The following is a 20,295-nucleotide window of genomic DNA, read 5'->3' as shown; positions in this document are numbered from 1 at the left end:
CTGTCAACCCCTTCGGCGGTGACCGTTCGCCGTGACCCTGTTGTGACACACGGCTGTCTGAGAATTTCGACGCGAACCCATTGACGTGACCTGGGTGACATGCCTAACGTCCCGGCAACCCAATTGAAACCTTTCACGACGCCGTGGGGGCCGTCCCGCCGGCGTCGTCAGGGAGCCCCTCATGACCCACCCGTCCGACACGGGACCGACCCCGGTGCTGGCGCTCAAGGACCTTTCGAAGTCCTTCGGTGCCGTACGCGCCCTGCGGGACGTGTCCCTGGAACTGTTCCCCGGCGAGGTGCACGCGCTCGCCGGAGAGAACGGCGCGGGCAAGTCGACCCTCATCAAGACGCTCGCCGGCGTGCACCGACCGGACGCCGGCCAGGTGCTGCTGGACGGCGAACCCACCGTCTTCCACGGCCCCGCCGACGCCCGGGACGCGGGCATCGCGGTGATCTACCAGGAACCCACGCTCTTCCCCGACCTCTCGATCGCCGAGAACATCTTCATGGGCCGCCAGCCCCGGCGGGCGCTCGGCCGCATCGACCACAAGGCGACCCACGCGGCGACCGCCGCCCTGATGAAGCGCCTCGGCGTCGAACTCGACCCCGAACGCCCGGCGCGCGGTCTGTCCATCGCCGACCAGCAGATCGTCGAGATCGCCAAGGCGCTCTCCTTCGACGCCCGTGTCCTGATCATGGACGAGCCGACCGCGGCCCTCACCGGCAGCGAGGTGGCCCGCCTGTTCGGTGTGGTCCGCACCCTGCGCGAGCAGGGCTCGGCGGTGCTGTTCATCTCGCACCGGCTGGAGGAGATCTTCCAGATCTGCGGGAGCGTCACGACCCTGCGCGACGGCGCCCTGATATCCAGTGAGCCGCTTGAGGGTATGACCGAGGACGACCTGGTACGCCGGATGGTCGGCCGCGACCTGGACGAGCTCTACCCCAAGCAGGACGTCGAGGCGGGCGAAGTCGCCCTGAGCGTGCGCCGCTTGACCCGCGAGGGCGTCTTCACCGATGTCTCCTTCGACGTCCGGCGCGGCGAGATCGTCGGACTCGCCGGGCTCGTCGGCGCCGGGCGCACGGAGGTCGCCCGATCGGTGTTCGGCGTGGACCGCTGGGACGCCGGAGAGGTGGAGGTCGACGGCCACGCGCTGACGAACGGCGCACCCTCCGCCGCCATGGCCGCCGGGCTGGCCCTCGTCCCCGAGGACCGCCGCGCCCAGGGCCTGGTGATGGACATGTCCATCGAGCGCAACATCGGCCTGACCGGGCTGCGTACGACGGTCAGGGCGGGTCTGATGGACCGCGGGGCCGAGCGCAGCCGCTCCCTCGACTGGGCGGTCAAGCTCCAGGTGAAGTACGCCCGGATCGCCGACACCGTCTCCACGCTCTCCGGCGGCAACCAGCAGAAGGTCGTCCTCGCCAAATGGCTCGCCACCGGCCCCAAGGTGCTGATCGTCGACGAGCCCACCCGCGGCATCGACGTCGGCACCAAGGCCGAAGTGCACCGGCTGCTCAGCGAGTTGGCCGCCGACGGGGTCGCCGTCCTGATGATCTCCTCCGATCTGCCCGAGATCCTCGGCATGGCCGACCGCGTGCTCGTGATGCACGAGGGCCGGCTCACCGCCGAGATCCCACGTTCCGAAGCCACCGAGGAATCCGTGATGGCCGCCGCCACCGGGAGGGCCGCCGCATGACAGCCATCGAGAGGGCTGCCCGAATGACCCCGACCATCCCCCGGAGGGCCGCCGTATGACGGTGACCGCGCCCACCCCCGCCCCCGCCACCGAGGTGCCCAGGTCGAGCGGCACCCGGCTGGTGGACCGTGTCTTCAAGATGCGCGAACTCGCCATCCTGGCGGTCTTCCTGGTGATGATCGCCATCACCCAGATGGGCAACAGCGAGTTCCTGTCCGAGCAGGGCATCAAGGACCTGCTGCTGAACGCGACCATCCTCGTGCTGGTCGCCACCGGCCAGTCCCTCGTCGTCATCACCCGCAACGTCGACCTGTCGGTCGGCTCGACGCTCGGCGTCAGCGCCTTCGCGGCGGGCACCTATCTGCAGGGCGGCGGCAATCCCGTCGTCGCGGTCGTCCTCGCGGTGCTGCTCGGCATCGGCTGCGGACTGGTCAACGGCACGCTCGTCAGCCTCGGCCAGGTACCCGCGCTCGTCGTCACCCTGGGCACCCTCTACATCATCCGCGGCATCGACTCCATCTGGGTCGGCTCCCGTCAGATCACGGCGGCCGATCTCCCCGGCGGATTCGTCGACTTCGGCTCCGGCGGCATCTCGGCGGTCCCGTATCTCGCGCTGATCGCCCTGGCCGTCCTGGTGGTCGCCGCGTACTACCTCAAGCACTTCGGCAGCGGCCGCGAGCTGTACGCGCTCGGCTCCAACCCGGAGGCAGCGCGGCTGGCCGGCATCCCGGTCCGCAACCGCATCCTGACCGCCTACGTCGTCTGCGGCGGTCTCGCCGGTCTCGCCGGAGCCCTCTACCTCGCCCGGTTCGGCAACGTCGACTCCGGCACCGGCACCGGTTACGAACTCACCGTCGTCAGCGCGGTCGTGGTCGGCGGCGTCGTGTTCACCGGCGGCTCCGGCAGCGTCTACGGAGCCGCGCTCGGCGCCCTGCTGCTCACCTCCATCAACAGCGTCCTGCCCGCCCTCGGCGTCAGCTCCGTCTGGGTGCTCGCCATCAACGGCGTCCTGCTCATCCTCGCCATCGCGGTCGACCGGATCGTCGCCCTGCGCGTGGCCGCCGCCCTGAAGAAGAGGAACGCCCGCCATGGCTGACTCCGCTCTCGCGCGCGCCGTCCGCTGGGACACGGTCGTCGGCGCCCTGCTCATCGTCCTGCTGCTCTTCTCCTTCTCCTTCGTCGACGGCTTCGGAAACGCCCTCAACCTGTCGTTCCTGATCGGCAACACCCTGCCGATCGCGCTGATCGCCCTGCCCATGACGCTGCTCGTGGTGGCCGGCGAGATCGACCTCTCCGTCGCCTCCACGGCCGGGCTCTCCGGCTCGGTGATGGGTGCCCTGTGGAACCAGGGCATGGCGATCGAGACGATCATCCCGCTGTGCCTGGTGCTCGGTGTGGTGTGCGGGCTCGTCAACGGCCTGCTGGTGACCCGGCTCGGACTGCCGTCCCTCGCCGTCACCATCGGCACGCTCGCCGCCTACCGGGGCATCGCGCAGATCGTGCTCGGCTCCGACGCGGTCACCGACTTCCCCACCCAGTACCAGGACTTCGCGGCCGGTCGGATCGGGGACACCTTCGTCCCGCAGGCACTGCCGCTCTTCCTGGTGCTGCTCGCCGTCGCCGTGGTCGTGCTGCACGCCACCCCCTTCGGGCGCTCCGCGTTCGCGATCGGCGCCAACGAGGAAGCCGCGCGGTTCGCCGGCGTCAGGGTCAAGCGGCACAAGCTGCTCCTGTTCGTCGCGACCGGCTTCATGGCCTCCCTGACCGGCGTGTTCTGGGCCCTGCACTACGCCAGTGCCCGCTACGACAACGCCACCGGGCTCGAACTCTCCGTCGTGGCCGCGGTCCTGCTCGGCGGTATCGACTTCGACGGCGGCAAGGGCACGCTCGGCGGCGCGATAGCGGGAGTCTTCCTGCTCGGCGCCCTGCAGAACGTGATGAGCCTCCTCAACGTCTCCGCGCAGTCGCAGATCGTCGTGACCGGCGTTCTGCTCGTCGTCTCCGTGCTCGGCCCCCGGGTCGGGCGCCAGATCTCCGTAGCGAGGGCGGGCCGCCGTGCCGCCTCGACTCCGATCTCGTAACCCCGTTCCGCTCACCCTCGTAAAGGAACCGTCTGCCATGCGCAAGTCTTCGATCCGCCGTACCTGTGCGGCGCTCGCCGCCGTCACCTCCCTCGCCCTGGCCGTCACCGCCTGCGGCGGCACCACCAAGAACGACGTCAAGGACTCCGGCGGCTCCAACGCCGCCGCCGGCGCCAAGGCCGACCCGAACGCGGCCACCAAGAAGGGGCTGACCGTCGGCTTCCTGCCCAAGGCGGTCAACAACCCCTACTTCACCTCCTCCGACAAGGGCGGCGAGAAGGCCCTGACCGAACTGGGCTCGAAGTACAAGGAGGTCGGCACCAGCAGCGCCACCGACACGAGCGGCCAGGTGAGTTACGTCAACACGCTCACCCAGCAGCAGGTCGACGCGATGGCGGTCTCCGCGCAGGACCCGGGCGCCCTGTGCACCGCGCTCAAGCAGGCCATGACGAACAAGATCAAGGTCGTCACCTACGACTCCGACACCAAGGCCGACTGCCGCAACGCCTTCGTCTCGCAGGCCAGCGCCGAGGACCTGGGCCGCACCGAGGTGCAGCTGCTCGCCAAGCAGATCAACTACAAGGGCCAGATCGCGATCCTGTCCGCCGGGCAGACCGCGACCAACCAGAACACCTGGATCGACTTCATGAAGGAGGAGCTGAAGGACCCCAAGTACAAGGACGTCAAGCTGGTCAAGGTCGCCTACGGCAACGACGAGGCGCAGCAGTCCTTCCAGCAGACCCAGGGCCTGCTCCAGGAATACCCGAAGCTCGCCGGGATCATCTCCCCGACCACCGTCGGCATCAAGGCGGCCGCGCAGTACCTGTCCGGTTCCAAGTACAAGGGCAAGGTCAAGCTGACCGGCCTCGGCACCCCCAACGACATGCGCAAGTACGTCAAGAACGGCACCGTCGAGGGCTTCGAGCTGTGGGACCCGGCGAAGCTCGGCGAGCTGGCCGCCCGTACGGCCGTGGCGCTGTCCTCGGGACAGATCACCGGCAAGGAGGGCGAGACCTTCAAGGCCGGCGACATGGGCTCCTTCACCATCGGCAAGGACGGCGTGATCAACCTGGGCAAGCCGACCGTCTTCGACGCCAAGAACATCGACCAGTTCAACTTCTGACGGTCCGGCGGTCCGACGGCCCGGCGGTCCGATGTCTTCACGATCCGACGTCCCGACCGCCTCGCCGGTCCGACTCCCAGGCCCTGGAGGGTCATTGATGCGACGTGTGTGCTTTCTGCTGAAGGTCCGTGCGGACCGCCTCGACGAGTACCGCGAGCGGCACGCCGCCGTGTGGCCGGAGATGCTCGACGCTCTCTCGGCCACCGGCTGGCACAACTACTCGCTGTTCCTGCGCGAGGACGGCCTGCTGGTCGGCTACCTGGAGACCGAGGACTTCGCGGCCGCGCGGGCCGCCATGGAAGCCACCGACGTCAATGCCCGCTGGCAGACGGAGATGGCGCCGTTCTTCACCTCACTGGACGGCGCCAGACCCGACGAGGCCATGAAACCGCTCACCGAGGTGTTCCACCTCGCCTGAACACGGACTGTCCAACATCCCGCTCGAACAACCCTCTTGAACAGTCGGCCCGGACAACCCCCTTGAACAACCGGCCCGAACAAGCCCGTCCCGACCATCCGTCCGCAGTCCGATCGAGGAGCCCGTACATGAGACGACGCACCGTACTGACGACGGCCCTGCTGGGCGCCGTGGCAGGCCCCGCCCTCACCGCCCAGACGGCGCGAGCGGCCGCTCCCGGCCCCTCCGTCACCCAGTCGGGCACCACCCAGCTCGACTCCCAGGCCGTCTACTTCGTCTCCTATGACGGTCTGGTCAACAACAACTCGTTCCAGAAGAACGGCCTGCTGACCTACAACGGCTACCAGTACGCGGCCTGGTACACCGCCGACCGCAGCGCGGTCGTCGCCCGCCGCGCGCTCGGCGCCACCACCTGGTCCAAGATCACGCTGGGCCACAAGCTCAAGAGCGACGACTCCCACAACGTCATCTCCATGGGCGTCTCCCGGACCGACGGCAGACTGCACCTGAACATGGACTCGCACAGCGACGGCTTCTTCTACGTCAAGTCGGTGGCCGGGCTGCTCGACAACGCCGCGTCGACGGCCTGGACCTCCGCCGTCCTCGGAGCCGTCCAGACCTCACTGGACGGCCTCGCGCTCACCACGCAGTTCACCTATCCGCAGTTCGTCGCGACCCCGTCCGGCGGCCTCCAGCTCAGCTACCGGGTCGGCGTCTCCGGGAACGGGCGCAACGCCCTCGCCGAGTACGACGGTTCGTCCTGGACCGCGCTCGGCGAGTGGTCCGCCTCCACGGGGACCTACACCAGCGCGCACGGGTCGAGCACGGCACGCAACATGTATCTGCACGGGATCGACTACGACGTGAACGGCCGGCTGCACTCCTTCTTCACCTGGCGCGAGCAGAACGCAGCCGTGATGTGCAACGCCGGCGGGATCACCAACCACGACACCGGTTACGTCTACTCCACCGACCGGGGCCGCAGTTGGCGCAACGACGCCGGCACCGTCGTCGGCACCACCGGGACCTCCGGCACCGTCGCCGTCACCGACGCCGGACTCGTCGTCGACGCCCTCGACCCCGACCACTCCCTGATGAACCAGGAGAGCCAGGCCACCGACTCGGCCGGTCTGCCGCACGCGATCATCAGCTATGTGCCCGGACGCTTCGGCCAGTGCACCACGAACTACGTCACGGACCGCACGGCCAACGGCCGGGCCTTCCATCTGCGCAAGAACTCCTCGGGCGGCTGGACCAAGACCGAGATCCCGCTCGCCCTGAACTCCAGCCAGCGCACCAGGCTGGTCCTGGACCGGTACGACAACGCCTACGCGATCATGCCGTTCGGGCGGATCGCCGGTGCCTCGAAGTCCTCCGGACACACCGACTGGAAGCTCCTGTTCGACGGCAGCGGCCTGAACGCGTTCGGCGAGGTCGTGATCGACGAGACACGCGTCCCGCAGGACGGAACGCTGTCCGTGATGTACCAGGAGAAGTCCAGTGGGACCACGCCCTCGGCGCTGCACGTCATCGATTTCCGGCTGCCCTCATGACCACTGAATTCGGCCCGTTCGCGGGTAATGTGAGGGCCTGCCTGCCGCTTCTCGCTCTCCTGGAGGTTCCCGCCTGATGGCCCAGTCGGTGGGTATCAAGGACGTCGCCCGTGCCGCCGGAGTCTCCGTCGGCACGGTCTCGAACGTGATCAACCGGCCGGACTCGGTGGCCTCCGAGACGCGGGCACGCGTTTTGTCCGCCATCGACCGGCTCGGCTATGTACGCAGCGAGTCGGCACGCCAACTGCGGGCCGGGCGCAGCCGGATCATGGGGCTTCTCGTCCTCGACATGGGCAACCCGTTCTTCGTGGACGTCGCGCGCGGGGCCGAGCGCGCGGCACGCGACGCCGGACTCGGGGTGATGGTCTGCAACAGCGCCCAGTCCCCGAGCGAGGAGTCCGACTACCTGTCGCTCTTCGCCGAGCAGCGGGTGCGCGGAGTGCTGCTGACCCCCACCGACGCGAGCGGCCGCAACATCGACGCGTTCCGCCGCAACGGCATCCCCTTCGTGCTGGTCGACCGGGTCGCCGTCGGCACCACCGAGTGCTCGGTGTCGGTCGACGACGTGGCGGGCGGCGCGCTGGCCGTCCGGCATCTCGTGGACGCGGGACACCGCTCGATCGCGTACGTCAGCGGACCTCCCGGCCTCAGCCAGGTGAGGGACCGCCGAACGGGCGCGCTGAACGCCCTCGCCGAGGCGGGGCTCGGCCCGGCCAATCTGCGCGAGCTGCCGACCGAGCGACTCGACGTGGCCGCCGGGCGGGACGCCGGCGCCCGGCTCCTCGGCCTCGCCGAGCGGCCCACCGCCGTCTTCTGCGCCAACGACCTGCTCGCGCTCGGCGTCCTGCAGGCCATGTACGCGGCCGGTGTCGGCGTACCCGACGACCTCGCGATCGTCGGCTACGACGACATCGAGTTCGCCGCCGCCGCGGCCGTCCCGCTCACCTCCGTGCGTCAGCCTGCGGTGACCATGGGCGCCCTCGCCGCGGAGCTGCTGCTGGAGGAGATCGACGCGGAGACCGCTCCCACACCGCACGAGCACCGGCGGGTCGTGCTCCAGCCGGAGCTGGTGGTGCGCCACTCCAGCCTCGCGGCGCGCTGACCAGTGGTTCAGTTCCCGGCCACGGCCTGCTGAGTCACTGTTCAGTTCATTTTCTTGATCCCCGGGCCGCGGAGCCCGGGGCGCATGTGCTCAACTGGGACGCAGCCTGGAATCCGTAACGTCTCGGGAGCCCTGTTGACCGTCAGCTACCGCCAGCCCGGTGTCGTCCTCACCGATCACCGCTTCACCGTGCCTCTCGACCACGACCATCCGGCGGGCGAGACCATCGAACTGTTCGCCCGCGAGGTCGTCGCGAGCGACAAGGCGCACCAGCCCCTGCCCTGGCTGGTCTACCTCCAGGGCGGCCCCGGCTTCGGGGCGAATCGTTTCGTCGGCCGGCAGTCCTGGCTCGACCGGGCCCTGGAGGACTACCGGGTCCTGCTGCTCGACCAGCGCGGCACCGGGTTCTCCACGCCCGCCAACCGCCAGACGCTCCCGCTGCGCGGCGGCCCCCGCGAGCAGGCCGACCACCTCGCGCTCTTCCGCGCCGACTCCATCGTCCGGGACTGCGAGGCCATCCGGCCCGCACTCACCGGCGGCGCCCCCTGGACGGTCCTCGGCCAGAGCTTCGGCGGCTTCTGCACCGTGCGCTACCTGTCCAGCGCCCCCGAGGGGCTGAGCGCCGCCGTCGTCACCGGCGGCCTGCCCTCCCTCGACGGCCACGCGGACGACGTCTACCGCGCCGCGTACCCGCGTATCGAGCGCAAGGTCGCCGCGCACTACGCGCGCTACCCGCAGGACGTCGAGCGCGCCCGCCGGATCGCGGAGTACCTGCTCCAGCACGAGCCGGTGCTGAGCGGCGGCTACCGCCTGACCGCCGAGGCCTTCCAGTCGCTGGGCATCCTGCTGGGCGGCAGCGACGGCAGCCACCGCCTGCACTACCTGCTGGAGGACGCCTTCGTGCGCACCCCGCACGGAACGGCCCTGTCCGACGCCTTCCAGGAGGAGGTCCAGGGCCTCCTCTCGTACGCGGGTCACCCCCTGTACGCGCTGGTCCACGAGGCCTGCTACGCCCAGGGCGACCGCCCCACGGCCTGGTCCGCCGAGCGGGTGCGCGCCGAGTTCCCGCAGTTCGACGCGGCCAAGACCCTCGCGGAAGACGGACCGCTGCTGTTCACCGGCGAGTCCGTGCACCCCTGGATGTTCGAGACCGACCCTGCGCTGCGCCCGCTGCGCGAGACCGCCGAGGAACTGGCCGCCCGCACCGACTGGGCGCCGCTGTACGACCCGGCCCGCCTCGCCGTGAACGAGGTACCGGTCGCGGCGGCGGTCTACCACGACGACATGTACGTCGACGCGGAGCACTCCTTGCGCACCGCGCGTGCCGTACGGGGCCTGCGCACCTGGGTGACCGACGAGTTCGAGCACGACGGGGTGCGGGCCGGTGGTCCGCGCGTACTGGACCGGCTGCTGGCGCTCACCCGCGACGAGGTCTGAGGCCCCGAGCGTCACTCCGGGCGTCCGGGCCGGGACGGTCGACGTCCTCCCTCAGTATTCTGACGGTCAGTCAGAATGCTGAGGGGGTACGGATGATCGACACCACGCGTACGGACATCCCGGAGGGTGAGGACAGGCTCCGCCTCGACGTCCAGGACGGGATCGGCGTCCTCACCCTGTGCCGCCCGGCCAAGCTCAACGCGTGGAGCTGGGAGTCCACCCGTCAACTCGGCCTGTTCGCCGACCGGATCCGCTTCGACCCGTCGATCCGGGTGGTGCTGCTGCGGGCCGAGGGGCGGGCCTTCTGCGCGGGGATCGATGTGAGCGCCCCGGGCGGCGCGATCACCGGCCGCTCGGGTGCCGAGCGCGCCCGCGCCTACTACGAGGGCATCCGCTGGGCCCACGAGCGCTTCGCGGCCTTCGCGCGGCTGCCGCAGCCCGTCGTGGCAGCCGTACGGGGGTACTGCCTCGGCTTCGGGTTCGAACTGGCGCTGATGGCGGACATCAGGATCGCCGCCCGCGACGCCGTGTTCGCCCTGCCCGAGACCCAGTTGGGGCTCGCTGTCGACGCCGGCGGGGATCTGCGGATCGCGCGCGAGGCCGGCGCGGGGTGGGCCAAGTTCCTCGCGCTGACCGGGAGACGGCTGGACGCCGCGACGGCCGAGCGCCTGCACCTCGTCCAACTCCTCGCGGAGGAAGGCGAACTGGACGAGGTGGCCCGAGCCGTCGCCGCCGAGATCGCGGCGAACGGTCCGCTCGCCGTGCAGGGCGTCAAGCACGACATCGACGCCTTCGCCGACGCCGGGCTCGCCGCGGCCCTCGACCGGACCGCCCTGTCGGCCGCCCTCACACTGACCTCCGAGGACGCGGGGGAGGGGTACGCGGCCAAGGGCGCCCGCCGCGCGCCCCGCTTCGAGGGAAGGTGACCCACGTGTTTTGATCGGTCACGGTTCGTACGACGAGGCAGGGGGACCGATGGACGACAGTGAACTCCTCGCGGGCCGGTTCGAGGAGCACCGGGGGCGGCTGCGCGCGGTGGCCTACCGGATGCTGGGATCGCTGAGCGAGGCGGACGACGCGGTCCAGGAGACCTGGCTGAAGCTCGGCCGCACCGACCCGGGCGAGATCAGGAACCTGGGCGGCTGGCTCACCACCGTGGCCGGCCGGGTGTGCCTGGACATGCTGCGCTCGCGCGCCGCCCGCCGCGAGGACCCCCTGGACCCCTCCGGCACCTTCGTCCCCGACCCCGTCGTCAGCTCCCTGGACCGGATCGACCCCGAGCAGGAGGTGCTGCTCGCCGACTCGGTCGGGCTCGCCCTGCTCGTCGTCCTGGAGGCGCTGGAGCCGGCCGAGCGGCTCGCCTTCGTGCTGCACGACATGTTCGCGGTGCCGTTCGACGACATCGCGCCCGTCGTGGGCCGCTCCTCCGCCGCCACCCGTCAGCTCGCCAGCCGGGCGCGCCGCCGCGTCAAGTCGGCGGCCACCGAGCCCGAGCGGGACGTCACCCGGCAGCGAGAGGTCCTCGACGCCTTTCTCGCGGCCTCGCGCGGTGGGGACTTCGAGGCACTCGTCGCCGTCCTCGACCCCGATGTGGTGCTGCGCGCCGACGCGGGCCCGAAGGCCGTCGGTCCGGCCGTGTCCAGGCTGGTCCGCGGCGCCGAGACGGTGGCCCGGCAGGCGCTCGCCTTCGCGCGGTTCGCGGCGACGCCCCGGCTCGTCCTGGTCAACGGGGAGGTGGGTGTCGTGGCGCTCGTCGACGGCAGGCCGCAGTCGGTCATGGGCGTCACCGTCGTCGGCGGCCGGATCGCCGCGATGTACATCCTGGCCGACCCCGACCGGATCGCCCGGCTCGATTTCCCGGGGGCGGGGGAGTGAAGGTCAGCCGGTGAAGGGGCCGCGCCCGAGCTGCTCCCGCACCGGCGTGACCGGCGGGCCGACGAGGTCCCTGCGCTGCCAGTTCGCACCGTCCACCACCAGGGTGTGACCGGTGATGAATCGGGCGTAGGGGGACGCCAGGAAGGTGGCGGCCCAGCCGAGTTCGCGGGGTGCGCCGACGCGCAGGGCCGGCTGCCGACGGTCGTGCGCGTCCCCTCTCCGGTGGTCCCCGCGGTCCCCGGCCTCCGGGCTGTGGCCACTGCCGCTGCCGCCCTCGGCGTCCCCAGCGGCAGGGCCGTCCCCGCCGTCCTCCCGGCTCCCACGGTCCGCGGTGGCCGTGTCCGCCGCTGCCCGTGCCAGGTTGCCGCGGATGTCGTCCGTCATGTCCTCGTGCGGCATCAGCCCCGGCACCAGACCGTTGATCTGGATGCCGTACGGACCCCACTCCACGGACAGCGTTCGCACGAGGCTCTCCACGCCCGCCTTGGCCGCCGCGCTGTGCGCGAAACCGGGGCCGCCCGTCCAGGCGTAGGACGCCCCGATGTCGATGACCGACCCGGGTGTGCCCGCGGCCAGATGACGCCGTCCGAACTCACGGGTCATCAGAAACGTTCCCGTGAGGGTGATGTCGACGACGGCCTGCCAGGCGTTCGGGGACATGTCCTCGGTGGGGACGGGGAAGTTGGCGGCCGCGTTGTTCACCAGTACATCGGGGAGCGCGCACCCGTCGAACACCTCGGCTATGCGCCTCGGGTCCCGGATGTCGCAGACGGCGGACGAGACCCGGGTGCCCAGCTTCGCCAACTCCCGCCGGGCGGGCGCGAGATGCCGCTCGCGACGGCTGACGATCAGCAGATCGGCGCCCAGCCGGGCGAACTCCGCCGCGACCGCCCTCCCCAGTCCGGTACCGCCACCGGTGACCAGCACCAGCGAGCCGTCGTACGTCCCGGACGGCAGGGCACTCGCGCCCAGCGGGGGAGGGGAAGGGAGACCGGGGAGCGCTGTGGAAACCATGGCGACCTCGATACCCGGTGCGCCGTCAAACATCCAGACAGACAGCACGAGGATCACCCGGCGAAGGCGCCGGCCCACAGGTTCGCGCGGTTCAGGGGTGTGCCACCGGCTCAGTAGGCTGGGGGACATGCGAGAAGACGTCAGCACGCACCCCGGCCCGCGCCTCGACCTGCGAGCCGACTGCGGTCAGTGCTTCGGGCTGTGCTGTGTCGCGCTGCCCTTCGCCCGCTCGGCCGACTTCGCGATCGACAAGGGCGCCGGCGAGCCCTGCCCGAATCTGGAGAGCGACTTCCGCTGCGGCATCCACACCCGGCTGCGGGAGACGGGCTTCAACGGCTGCACGGTCTACGACTGCTTCGGTGCCGGGCAGCGCGTCTCCCAGCGGACCTTCGGCGGAGTGGACTGGCGCTCGGGTTCCAAGGAACGCGCCCGGCAGATGTTCGACGTGTTCCCCGTCGTACGCCACCTCCACGAACTGCTCCGGTACCTGGACGAGGCGCTGACGCTCCCCGCCGCGCGTCCCGCGCACGCCGACGTCCGGCGCCTGCTCGCCACGACGGAGCGCCTCGCGGGCCAGACCCCCGAGGAACTGGGTGCGTTGGACCTGGGCGCGCACCGGCAGAAGGTCAGCGAAGTGCTGCTGCGGACCAGTGAGCTGGTACGGGCCGGGGCCGGCGGGGGCAGGAGGAAGGACCGGCGCGGCGCCGATCTGATGGGTGCCCGTCTCCAGGGCGCCGATCTGCGGGGCGCGAGTCTGCGCGGCGCCCGTCTCATCGCCGCCGATCTCACCGGGGCCGATCTGCGGGGCGCCGACCTGATCGGTGCCGACCTCCGGGACACCGACCTCACCGACGCCGATCTGACCGGAGCCCTCTTCCTCACCCAGCCGCAGTTGAACGCGGCCCGTGGCAGCGCCGGCACCCGGCTCCCCGGATCGGTCGGCCGCCCGGACCACTGGACCTCCCGGGGCTGAGGGCGAGGACGCGCCCGAGCCGGGAGCGCCCGAGCGGTACCTCGCTCGGCGAAGGACCCGGCCAGGGAGCCCGGCCTCACTCGGCCGCGCGGGCCAGCGGGGCCTCACGCTCCCGCACCACGGGCGTACGCCGTTCGAGGTGCAGGCGCAGGCCGTCCGGCATCAGGGTCAGCCGCTCGGCCACCCGCAGCCGGTATCCGGGCTCGGGCAGCAGCTCGTAGCGGCGCAGCAGCAGCCCGAGGACCAGAGTCGCCTCGTGCAGCGCGAACTGGCGGCCGATGCAGGCGCGCGCCCCCGTGCCGAACGGCTTGAAGGTGTGCGCGGGCCGGGCCCGTACCGCCTTCGCGTCGAAACGGTCCGGGTCGAACTCCTCCGCGTCGGCGCCCCACACCTGCGGGTCCCGGTGCAGCATCGCGGTGAGGACCAGCGCCCACGCCCCCTGCCTCATCGGGTGGACACCGCCGAGCAGGGTGTCGTGCCTGGCCTCGCGCGCGAACGCCGGTGCCGTCGGCCACAGGCGCAGCGACTCGTCGAGAACCCGGCGGATGTAACGGGCCTTGGCGACCTGGTCGTAGTCCGGCCGCTCCGTGCCGCCCCAGACGCGGTCGACCTCGGCGCGGGCGCGGGCGGCGGCCTCCGGGTGCCGGGCGAGGTAGTGCAGGGCGAAGGAGAGGGCGCCCGAAGTGGTCTCGTGGCCGGCGATCAGGAAGGTGATGACCTGGCGGCGGATGTTCTCGGGGGTGAGCCGCTCCCCGGTCTCCGGGTGCGCGGTCTCCAGCATGCGGTCGAGCAGGTCTCCCTCGCCGCCCGCGGACCGGCGGGAGGCCACCACGGCGTCGACCGTGCGGTTGAGGAAGGCCATGTCCGCCGCGTTGCGCCGGGAGGCGCTCCGCAGCAGGAGCGGAGCCAGCGGGAGCGGGACGACGTTGAGGCGTTGCGCGTAGGTCAGCGTGCCGACCATCGCGTTCACGAAGGGATGCGGCCGGGACCGTTCGAAGGAGGCGAAGTCATGGCCGAAGCCGGTCCTGGCGATCGTCTCCAGCGTCAGCTTCGTCATGTCCCCGGGCACGTCGACCGCGTGGCCCGCCGCCTGCTCGCGGTCCCAGCGGTCCGTCAGTCGCTCGGTCACGTCGAGCATCATCGGGTGGTAGCCCTCCATGGCCTCGCGGCTGAATCCGGGGGCGAGGACGTCGTGCGCCAACTGCCAGTTGGGCTCGTGGTTGTAGGCCGTGAACAGTCCGTCCCCGGCGACCGGACGGAGGTTGGCGACCCCGAGGCCCACGTGTTTCGCGAACCGCGACTCGTCGGCCAGTTCGGCGGCGAGCTCCGCGCCCCAGACGAAGACGATCTCGTTGCGGAAGGCCCTGCGCCGGAAGATCGGCCCGAGTTGCCGCCCGAACCTCATGGAGTCCTGCAGCGGTGAGCGGACGTTCGCGCCGATCACGTCACCGACCAGGGGCACACGGCGTGGCGGGTGCGGGATGCGGTACAGCTCCGGCCAGCCCAGTTCCGCACTGCGGAACCCCTTGGGCAGTGGTGCCTCCGTCGTCTCCGCCATGACGCCATCTCCCTTGTGCCCCGGGCCGGTTGACTCTGTTGTACGCGAGTTCAATAGTGGTGTTCAGTCTGATCCCGTTGTTGAACCGACGTCAAGTAAAGTGCGGGCATGACCGGGAAGCAGGGGGCGCGCGGGCGTCGGCGGCTCAGTACCGAGGAGCGGCGGGAGCAACTGCTCTCGGTCGGTGCCCGGCTGTTCTCGGAGAGCCCGTACGACGACGTGTGGATCGAGCAGGTCGCCGAGATCGCGGGCGTCTCGCGCGGTCTGCTGTACCACTACTTCCCGACCAAGCGCGATTTCTTCGCCGCCGTGGTCGAGCGGGAGAGCGGGCGGATGCTGCGGATGACCGCGGCGGTGCCCGGCGTTCCGGTGCGCGAGCAGCTCGGCGCGGGTCTGGACACCTTCCTCGGGTACGTGGAGGAGCACGCGCACGGGTTCCGCGCCTTCCACCGCGCCGACGCGGCCGGTGACCAGGCCGTGCGCAGGGTCTACCAGCAGTCGCTCGCCGCGCAGGAGTCGCAGATCCTTCAGGCGCTCGCCGCGGATCCCGAGCTCGGCCGGGCGTCCGAGGACCGGCTCGAACTCCGTGTCGCCGTCCGCGGCTGGCTGGCCTTCACCACGGCCGTGTGCCTGGAATGGCTCAGGGGCGCGGACCTGACCCGCGACCAGGTGCGGGACCTGTGCGCGCGGGCGCTGCTCGGCGCGATCACGCCCTGAGTCCCGTCCCGCGGTGCTGCCGCGACCGGGTACCGCTCGGCCCCTGGTCCGGGGGCGAACCGTCCGACCGGCGAGGCGTGGTTGGCGTACGCCCCGATCTTCGATAGGTTAGGCAAGCCTTACCTAAGGAGGAAGCTGATGGGTGACCGTCACACCTGGACGGCCGCGCCCCCCGCGGCGGAGCACGCCCGCTCGGTGCTCGCCGCGGCCTGGTCCTGCGCGGTGACCGCGCAGAGCGGCCGGGAGGAGTTCGTCGGCGCGCACACCGTCGCCGCCGACGGCCGGGTGCTCCTGCGTGTACCGGAGGACAGCGCGCTGCTCGCCGCCGCCGTCTGCTCGCCGCGCGGAGAGCCGTCCGCCGTCCTGGAGTTCGCCGACGTCGCGCCGGTTCCCGTACGGAACCGGATCCGTGCCCGGCTCTGGCTGGCGGGCTGGTTCGTCCCCGAGGACGGACACCTGTCGTTCCGCCCGACCCGCGCGGTGCTGCGCCGCCCCGGCGGGACCGTGGTGGTCGACCTGGACGAACTGGCCGACGCCGGGCCCGACCCGCTCGCCCTCGCCGAGGCCCAGCTCCTCACCCATCTCGCGGACGCCCACCCGGACGCCGTCGAGCGGCTCACCCGCCTCGTCGAACCGGACAGCCTGCACGGCGCGGTGCGGGTCCAGCCCCTCGCCGTCGACCGGCACGGACTGACCCTGCGCATCGAGCGGGTGCGCGGAAACGGCGACGTACGCCTGCCGTTCCACGCGCCCGCCGACGACGTCTCCCAGCTCACGGAGCGCATGCACGTCCTGCTCACCCAGGCGGGTCTGGCCGCCTGCCCCCGCGCGCCCCACGCCCTACAGCGGCAGCGCGCAGACGGCGACGGGTGAGGCGAACGGCTCGCCCACGCGCAGGAGTTCACCGTTCCCGGTGTCGACCTGGAAGACGCTGACCGTGCCCGAGCGCTGGTTCGCCGCGAACAACAGCCGTCCGTCGGGGGAGAACGCGATGTGACGCGGGAAGTCACCGTCGACCGGCACCGTGTCCAGCAGCCGCAGCCGGGCGCCGTCCGCCTCGATCGCGTAGCGCGTCAGGCTGTTGTGGCCCCGGTTGGCGAGGTAGGCGTACGAGCCGTTCGCCGTCACCAGGAACTGGGCCGGGTAACTCGTGCCGCTCCCCGTGCCCGTGGACTGCGGCTCGCCCACCGTGAGACGGCCGGTCGCCGGGTCGTAGCCGCAGACCGTCACCGTGTTGTCGACCTCGTTGGCGAGGTAGGCGTACCGGCCCCCGGGGTGGAACGTCAGATGCCGCGGACCCGCGCCCGGTCTCGTCCGCGCCCGCGACACCTCGGTGAGCGTGCCCCGGGTCTCGTCGAGGCGGTACGTGTACACCGTGTCCGTGCCCAGGTCGACGGCCAGCAGATGCCCGCCGTCCGGACTGGTGATGAACTGGTGCGCGTGCGGCCCCTGTTGACCGGGACCGGGCGCCGGGCTCGTGTGCGTGACCAGGTCGGTGCGCTCGCCCGGCGCGCCGGACCCGTCGAGGGGATGCACCGCGACGCTCCCCGAGGCGTAGTTCGCGCTCAGCAGCCAGCGCCCGCCCGGGTGCACGGACAGATGGCACGGACCCGAGCCCCCGGTGGAGCGGCTGCCGAGCACCTCGGTCCCGGGGAGGCGTACGGCCGTCACGGCGCCCGCGGGCTGCTCCTCGACGGCGTACAGCGTGCGGCCGTCCGGATGCACCGCCAGAAAGGACGGGTTGGCGACGCCCGTCACGACACCGCCACCGGTGACCGTGCCGGTCGCCGCCTCGTAAGTGGCGCGACCGATCCCCTTCCCGCCGCTGTCACCCGACGTGTAGGTGCCGACGAAGAGCGGGCGGGGGCCCGGACCGGGCGCGGCGGACGGCGTCGCCGAAGGCCCCCCGGACGGGGCGGGGCCGGCCGGGGGCGCTTTCGGGAGCGGTGCCGCCACGGCCGGGTCGGGCCGGGGGGCGGCCGGTGCCGGGACCGTCGCGATCGCCGCGGCCCCCGCCAGCGCGCCCGCGAAGCGGCGTCTGGTCCAGCCGCCGCCCGCGCCGCGCGACGGCTCCGCACCACTGCTGCTCATGCCTGCCCCTCGGGGTGTCGGTTGCCTCGGCCGGGACGGCCACCATGGCGTGCGACACCCCGGAATTGCAAGCACGGCAATGCCTGTTGCATCCGCCGCAACGCCAGGGCCTTCTACCAGTCGCCGTCCTCGACCGGCTTGCCCGGGGCGTCACCGAGCGGCTTCACCTGGTGGGGTGAGGGCTGCTGCCAGGGCTCGTGGTCGTCGCCCAGCCAGTCACCGACCGGCTGCACCGATCCCAGCTCGTCCGTGGGGGCCAGATCGGTGGCGTCCTGGTCGTAGTAGTCGAACCAGGGAAGCCCCGCGCGGGTGTACGCGGCACGGTCGACCGGGGACGGCGGGGGCGCCTCGCCGGTGATGCGGCGCCACTCCGGAGGCGTCACGAGGTGGACGAACACGCGTCCGGCCGGCTCCTTCGCCCAGGCCTTCAGCGGCCGGTCGTCGCGGTAGACCTCCTGGCGCATCGAGCCGCCGACGCCGAGCCCCATCGCCGGGGCGCTGCGCGCACGCGGGGCACCCCCGGGACGCGCGGCTCCGGGAGCGGCGCCGGGAGCGGGCGGCGCGGCCATCATCGGCATCGCGCCTCCGTACGCGCCGGGCGCGTGCATCCGCGGCCGCTCCTGCGCCTTGCGGCGCTCGGCCTCGCGCCACGCCGCGAGTTCCTCCGGGGCGAGCGGGAACGACTGGAGCTGGACGCCGCCCCAGACCTCCTCGCCGGTGACCTGGCCCTCGACCGTCGCACCGAGGCCCAGGGGTACGGCCACGAACTGGCGGACCGTGCCCTTGCCCGAGTTGATTCCGTCGAGCCATGGCTGGCGGGGCAGCACGAGGTAGTTCTGCGGGTCGCGGCCGAGCCGGGAGCTCCACGGCCTGCCCGAGACGGCGCACACCTTGCCCACGCCGACCTGCAGCGCGGCCGGCTCCGTCGTCCCGGCGAAGCTCAGCCACATGGCCTCGCGCAGATACACCGGCAGCATCACACCGCCGCGGGCCCGCCACTCGGCGGGCACCCGGTCCCCGTAGTCCTCGACGCGCCGCACGGGGAACTCGCCGAGTCCCGGCGGCAGCGCGTGCGTGCCCGTCTCAGGGAGGCGCAGGGTCCGGATGAACCGCACCTGCACCCCTCCCGGCAGCCGTAGTGCGTCCCCGTCGATCCGCACGGTGTCCTCGGTCATCCGCCCGCCCCCTCGTCGTCCTGCCGTCGGCGACGCCGGGCGGCCGGCCGCTCCACCCCGTCGTGCCACTGCCTCATACGGAACTCGTCCATACGGAACTCGTCATACGGAACCTGTCACTGAGAACGAGAACGATCGGACGCCGCCGAACGGTTCCGCCTCCGGCGCAGTCGGGACGGCAGGCGCAGCCGGCGCCGCAACCGTGTCAGGCGGGGCCGGCGTTCGCGTTCCGCGGCGGCACAGCGGTCCAGTTCCTCCAGGAGGCGGCGCGTCCGGTGCTCGGTGTCGAGTTCGTCGATGATGCGCGTGACCTCGGTCAGGACCGAGCCGTGGAGCTGCCACTGGCTCGCGTCGCGCTGGACCTCTTCGAGGAACAGCTGGGCCAGCTTGTCGCGGGTGGCGGCGGCCGTGGACAGTTCCGCGCTGAGCCGCTCCTCGGCGGACGCGGCGTTCTGGGCGACATCGGTGGTCACCAGCACCGCGAAGCTGACGATCGCGTCGGCGATCTCGGACAGCAGTTCCTCCAGGACGGCCCCCGCCTGGGGTTCGAACAGCGGCTGCGGCTCCCGCTCCTTGGCGAGGTCGGTGAGGCTGCGCGCGAGGACCCGCAGGACCACGGTGCAGATCTCCAGGGTGTCCAGGCCGGTGCGCAGGACGACCCGGTGCAGCAGCCCCTCGCGCACCCGCGGGTTGAGCTTGAGGCTGTCCTCGGCCTGCCGCAGGGCCGCGTCCACCCCGGCGATGTCGTGGTCGAGCCGACGGGCCTCGTGCAGCCGCTCGGCCGCCACATGGAACGGGGTGTGTCCGGCGGCCTGCTCGCCGACCCGGATCATCAACTGCCGCATCCGGCGTGCCAGATCCTCGATGGACTCACCGGCGACCCCCACCCACACCGGTGGCGCGAGCACGAGGTTGCAGGCGAGCCCGACGACCGCTCCGATCAGCGTCTCCAGCACGCGGGCCCACGCCGTGTCGCCCACTCTGGTGACGCCGAGGACCAGCATGGCGCTGATCGCCACCTCGGGCACGAACTCGCTGACCCGGACCAGATGGCCCACCGCCAGCGAGGCGAGGATGATCAGGCCCAGGCTCCACCAGGTCAGGCCCACGAGACTGCTGAAGCCGATGGCGATGACGACACCCGCCACCACGGAGTTCACCCGTCGGACGGCGGTGGTGATCGTGGAGTACAGGGTGACCTGGACGACCAGCAGCGCGGTCAGGGGCGCGGTCAGCGGCGCGGGCTCGGGACTGAGATGGATGGCCACCACGTACGCGATCGTCGCGGCGGCCGTCGAACGAAGTGTCTGGACGACCACCGGCTCCCGGCGCCGCTCCACGATCTTCGCGACGGATGCCGACCACTCACCACGTGCCTCTTGCATCCTTGGGGCCTTCCCGTTTAACAGGGGTACCGAACGTCCTGCTTGCGGACCGTATCTGTCCGCAAGGGGTTCTAGATTGAAGGCATCAACTGGG

18 protein-coding genes are annotated in these 20,295 nt (G+C 71.6%); 13 read left to right on the top strand and 5 right to left on the bottom strand.

Translation table 11 applies throughout. The annotated features are described in order from the left end of the window. Window positions 1-181 precede the first annotated feature (181 nt). The 10 genes from OHT01_RS05935 (at window position 182) to sigJ (ending at window position 11,288) form a co-directional block, all read left to right on the top strand. A complete protein-coding gene (locus tag OHT01_RS05935) occupies window positions 182-1,699 on the top strand; it encodes a sugar ABC transporter ATP-binding protein (protein ID WP_328552056.1) in 1,518 nt (505 codons plus the stop codon). A 55-nt stretch (window positions 1,700-1,754) separates the two neighbouring features. Next, a complete protein-coding gene (locus OHT01_RS05930; RefSeq protein WP_328552055.1) occupies window positions 1,755-2,795 on the top strand; it encodes an ABC transporter permease in 1,041 nt (346 codons plus the stop codon). Beyond that, window positions 2,788-3,780: an ABC transporter permease gene (locus tag OHT01_RS05925; RefSeq protein ID WP_328552054.1), complete on the top strand. Its 993-nt coding sequence runs from the start codon at window positions 2,788-2,790 to the stop codon at window positions 3,778-3,780. Before OHT01_RS05930 ends, OHT01_RS05925 begins: the two co-directional genes overlap by 8 nt. A 37-nt stretch (window positions 3,781-3,817) precedes the next feature. Further along, window positions 3,818-4,903 carry a rhamnose ABC transporter substrate-binding protein gene (gene rhaS / locus OHT01_RS05920; RefSeq protein ID WP_328552053.1) on the top strand — a complete coding sequence of 362 codons (1,086 nt, stop codon included), beginning with the start codon at window positions 3,818-3,820 and terminating at the stop codon, window positions 4,901-4,903. A 97-nt stretch (window positions 4,904-5,000) separates the two neighbouring features. After that, a complete protein-coding gene (locus OHT01_RS05915) occupies window positions 5,001-5,321 on the top strand; it encodes an L-rhamnose mutarotase (protein ID WP_328552052.1) in 321 nt (106 codons plus the stop codon). A 128-nt stretch (window positions 5,322-5,449) separates the two neighbouring features. Next, entirely contained in the window at window positions 5,450-6,874 is a 1,425-nt protein-coding gene (locus OHT01_RS05910; RefSeq protein ID WP_328552051.1) for a BNR repeat-containing protein, read from the top strand. A gap of 76 nt (window positions 6,875-6,950) precedes the next feature. Continuing rightward, window positions 6,951-7,976, top strand: a complete 1,026-nt coding sequence (locus OHT01_RS05905; RefSeq protein WP_328552050.1) for a LacI family DNA-binding transcriptional regulator — start codon at window positions 6,951-6,953, stop codon at window positions 7,974-7,976. A 135-nt stretch (window positions 7,977-8,111) separates the two neighbouring features. Then, on the top strand, window positions 8,112-9,413 hold the full coding sequence (locus OHT01_RS05900; protein WP_328552049.1) for an alpha/beta fold hydrolase: 1,302 nt from the start codon (window positions 8,112-8,114) through the stop codon (window positions 9,411-9,413). A gap of 92 nt (window positions 9,414-9,505) precedes the next feature. Further along, window positions 9,506-10,339: an enoyl-CoA hydratase/isomerase family protein gene (locus tag OHT01_RS05895; protein WP_328552048.1), complete on the top strand. Its 834-nt coding sequence runs from the start codon at window positions 9,506-9,508 to the stop codon at window positions 10,337-10,339. A gap of 49 nt (window positions 10,340-10,388) precedes the next feature. Beyond that, window positions 10,389-11,288: an RNA polymerase sigma factor SigJ gene (gene sigJ / locus OHT01_RS05890; protein ID WP_328552047.1), complete on the top strand. Its 900-nt coding sequence runs from the start codon at window positions 10,389-10,391 to the stop codon at window positions 11,286-11,288. 3 nt (window positions 11,289-11,291) lie between these two features. Here sigJ and OHT01_RS05885 read toward each other — a convergent pair whose 3' ends face one another. Then, window positions 11,292-12,302 carry an SDR family oxidoreductase gene (locus OHT01_RS05885; RefSeq protein WP_328552046.1) on the bottom strand — a complete coding sequence of 337 codons (1,011 nt, stop codon included), beginning with the start codon at window positions 12,300-12,302 and terminating at the stop codon, window positions 11,292-11,294. A gap of 127 nt (window positions 12,303-12,429) precedes the next feature. Here OHT01_RS05885 and OHT01_RS05880 point away from each other — a divergent pair, with 127 nt between their 5' ends. Continuing rightward, window positions 12,430-13,275: a pentapeptide repeat-containing protein gene (locus OHT01_RS05880; protein ID WP_328552045.1), complete on the top strand. Its 846-nt coding sequence runs from the start codon at window positions 12,430-12,432 to the stop codon at window positions 13,273-13,275. 76 nt (window positions 13,276-13,351) lie between these two features. Here the strand turns inward: OHT01_RS05880 and OHT01_RS05875 are convergent, their stop codons facing one another. Beyond that, window positions 13,352-14,833, bottom strand: coding sequence for a cytochrome P450 (locus tag OHT01_RS05875; protein ID WP_328552044.1), 1,482 nt, complete (start codon window positions 14,831-14,833; stop codon window positions 13,352-13,354). Between the two features lie 108 nt (window positions 14,834-14,941). Here OHT01_RS05875 and OHT01_RS05870 point away from each other — a divergent pair, with 108 nt between their 5' ends. Beyond that, on the top strand, window positions 14,942-15,550 hold the full coding sequence (locus OHT01_RS05870; RefSeq protein WP_328552043.1) for a TetR/AcrR family transcriptional regulator: 609 nt from the start codon (window positions 14,942-14,944) through the stop codon (window positions 15,548-15,550). Between the two features lie 138 nt (window positions 15,551-15,688). Next, the gene (locus OHT01_RS05865; protein WP_328552042.1) at window positions 15,689-16,423 is read left to right on the top strand and encodes a DUF2470 domain-containing protein; all 735 of its coding nucleotides are present in this window, start codon (window positions 15,689-15,691) and stop codon (window positions 16,421-16,423) included. On the opposite strand, the gene OHT01_RS05860 is transcribed toward OHT01_RS05865, so the two are convergent. The 3 genes from OHT01_RS05860 to OHT01_RS05850 form a co-directional block, all read right to left on the bottom strand. Next, window positions 16,391-17,641, bottom strand: coding sequence for a lactonase family protein (locus OHT01_RS05860; RefSeq protein WP_328552041.1), 1,251 nt, complete (start codon window positions 17,639-17,641; stop codon window positions 16,391-16,393). The two genes, OHT01_RS05865 and OHT01_RS05860, sit on opposite strands and share 33 nt — an antisense overlap. Window positions 17,642-17,754: 113 nt before the next feature. After that, the gene (locus OHT01_RS05855; protein ID WP_328552040.1) at window positions 17,755-18,816 is read right to left on the bottom strand and encodes a hypothetical protein; all 1,062 of its coding nucleotides are present in this window, start codon (window positions 18,814-18,816) and stop codon (window positions 17,755-17,757) included. Between the two features lie 116 nt (window positions 18,817-18,932). Continuing rightward, window positions 18,933-20,201: an FUSC family protein gene (locus OHT01_RS05850; RefSeq protein WP_328552039.1), complete on the bottom strand. Its 1,269-nt coding sequence runs from the start codon at window positions 20,199-20,201 to the stop codon at window positions 18,933-18,935. Between the last annotated feature and the right edge of the window lie 94 nt (window positions 20,202-20,295).

Source organism: Streptomyces sp. NBC_00358 (assembly GCF_036099295.1).
GTDB lineage: Bacteria > Actinomycetota > Actinomycetes > Streptomycetales > Streptomycetaceae > Streptomyces.
Note: the sequence above shows the minus strand (reverse complement) of the source record. Positions and strands in the feature narration are given on the sequence as shown.

What these genes read in the sequence shown, in the direction of transcription:
- OHT01_RS05910 (WP_328552051.1), top strand. Translation starts at nt 5,450, where the DNA reads ATGAGACGACGCACCGTACTGACGACGGCCCTGCTGGGCGCCGTGGCA.
- OHT01_RS05855 (WP_328552040.1), bottom strand. Translation starts at nt 18,816, where the DNA reads ATGACCGAGGACACCGTGCGGATCGACGGGGACGCACTACGGCTGCCG.
- rhaS (WP_328552053.1), top strand. Translation starts at nt 3,818, where the DNA reads ATGCGCAAGTCTTCGATCCGCCGTACCTGTGCGGCGCTCGCCGCCGTC.
- OHT01_RS05885 (WP_328552046.1), bottom strand. Translation starts at nt 12,302, where the DNA reads ATGGTTTCCACAGCGCTCCCCGGTCTCCCTTCCCCTCCCCCGCTGGGC.
- OHT01_RS05905 (WP_328552050.1), top strand. Translation starts at nt 6,951, where the DNA reads ATGGCCCAGTCGGTGGGTATCAAGGACGTCGCCCGTGCCGCCGGAGTC.
- OHT01_RS05865 (WP_328552042.1), top strand. Translation starts at nt 15,689, where the DNA reads ATGGGTGACCGTCACACCTGGACGGCCGCGCCCCCCGCGGCGGAGCAC.
- OHT01_RS05930 (WP_328552055.1), top strand. Translation starts at nt 1,755, where the DNA reads ATGACGGTGACCGCGCCCACCCCCGCCCCCGCCACCGAGGTGCCCAGG.
- OHT01_RS05880 (WP_328552045.1), top strand. Translation starts at nt 12,430, where the DNA reads ATGCGAGAAGACGTCAGCACGCACCCCGGCCCGCGCCTCGACCTGCGA.
- OHT01_RS05860 (WP_328552041.1), bottom strand. Translation starts at nt 17,641, where the DNA reads ATGAGCAGCAGTGGTGCGGAGCCGTCGCGCGGCGCGGGCGGCGGCTGG.
- sigJ (WP_328552047.1), top strand. Translation starts at nt 10,389, where the DNA reads ATGGACGACAGTGAACTCCTCGCGGGCCGGTTCGAGGAGCACCGGGGG.
- OHT01_RS05875 (WP_328552044.1), bottom strand. Translation starts at nt 14,833, where the DNA reads ATGGCGGAGACGACGGAGGCACCACTGCCCAAGGGGTTCCGCAGTGCG.
- OHT01_RS05915 (WP_328552052.1), top strand. Translation starts at nt 5,001, where the DNA reads ATGCGACGTGTGTGCTTTCTGCTGAAGGTCCGTGCGGACCGCCTCGAC.
- OHT01_RS05895 (WP_328552048.1), top strand. Translation starts at nt 9,506, where the DNA reads ATGATCGACACCACGCGTACGGACATCCCGGAGGGTGAGGACAGGCTC.
- OHT01_RS05850 (WP_328552039.1), bottom strand. Translation starts at nt 20,201, where the DNA reads ATGCAAGAGGCACGTGGTGAGTGGTCGGCATCCGTCGCGAAGATCGTG.
- OHT01_RS05925 (WP_328552054.1), top strand. Translation starts at nt 2,788, where the DNA reads ATGGCTGACTCCGCTCTCGCGCGCGCCGTCCGCTGGGACACGGTCGTC.
- OHT01_RS05935 (WP_328552056.1), top strand. Translation starts at nt 182, where the DNA reads ATGACCCACCCGTCCGACACGGGACCGACCCCGGTGCTGGCGCTCAAG.
- OHT01_RS05870 (WP_328552043.1), top strand. Translation starts at nt 14,942, where the DNA reads ATGACCGGGAAGCAGGGGGCGCGCGGGCGTCGGCGGCTCAGTACCGAG.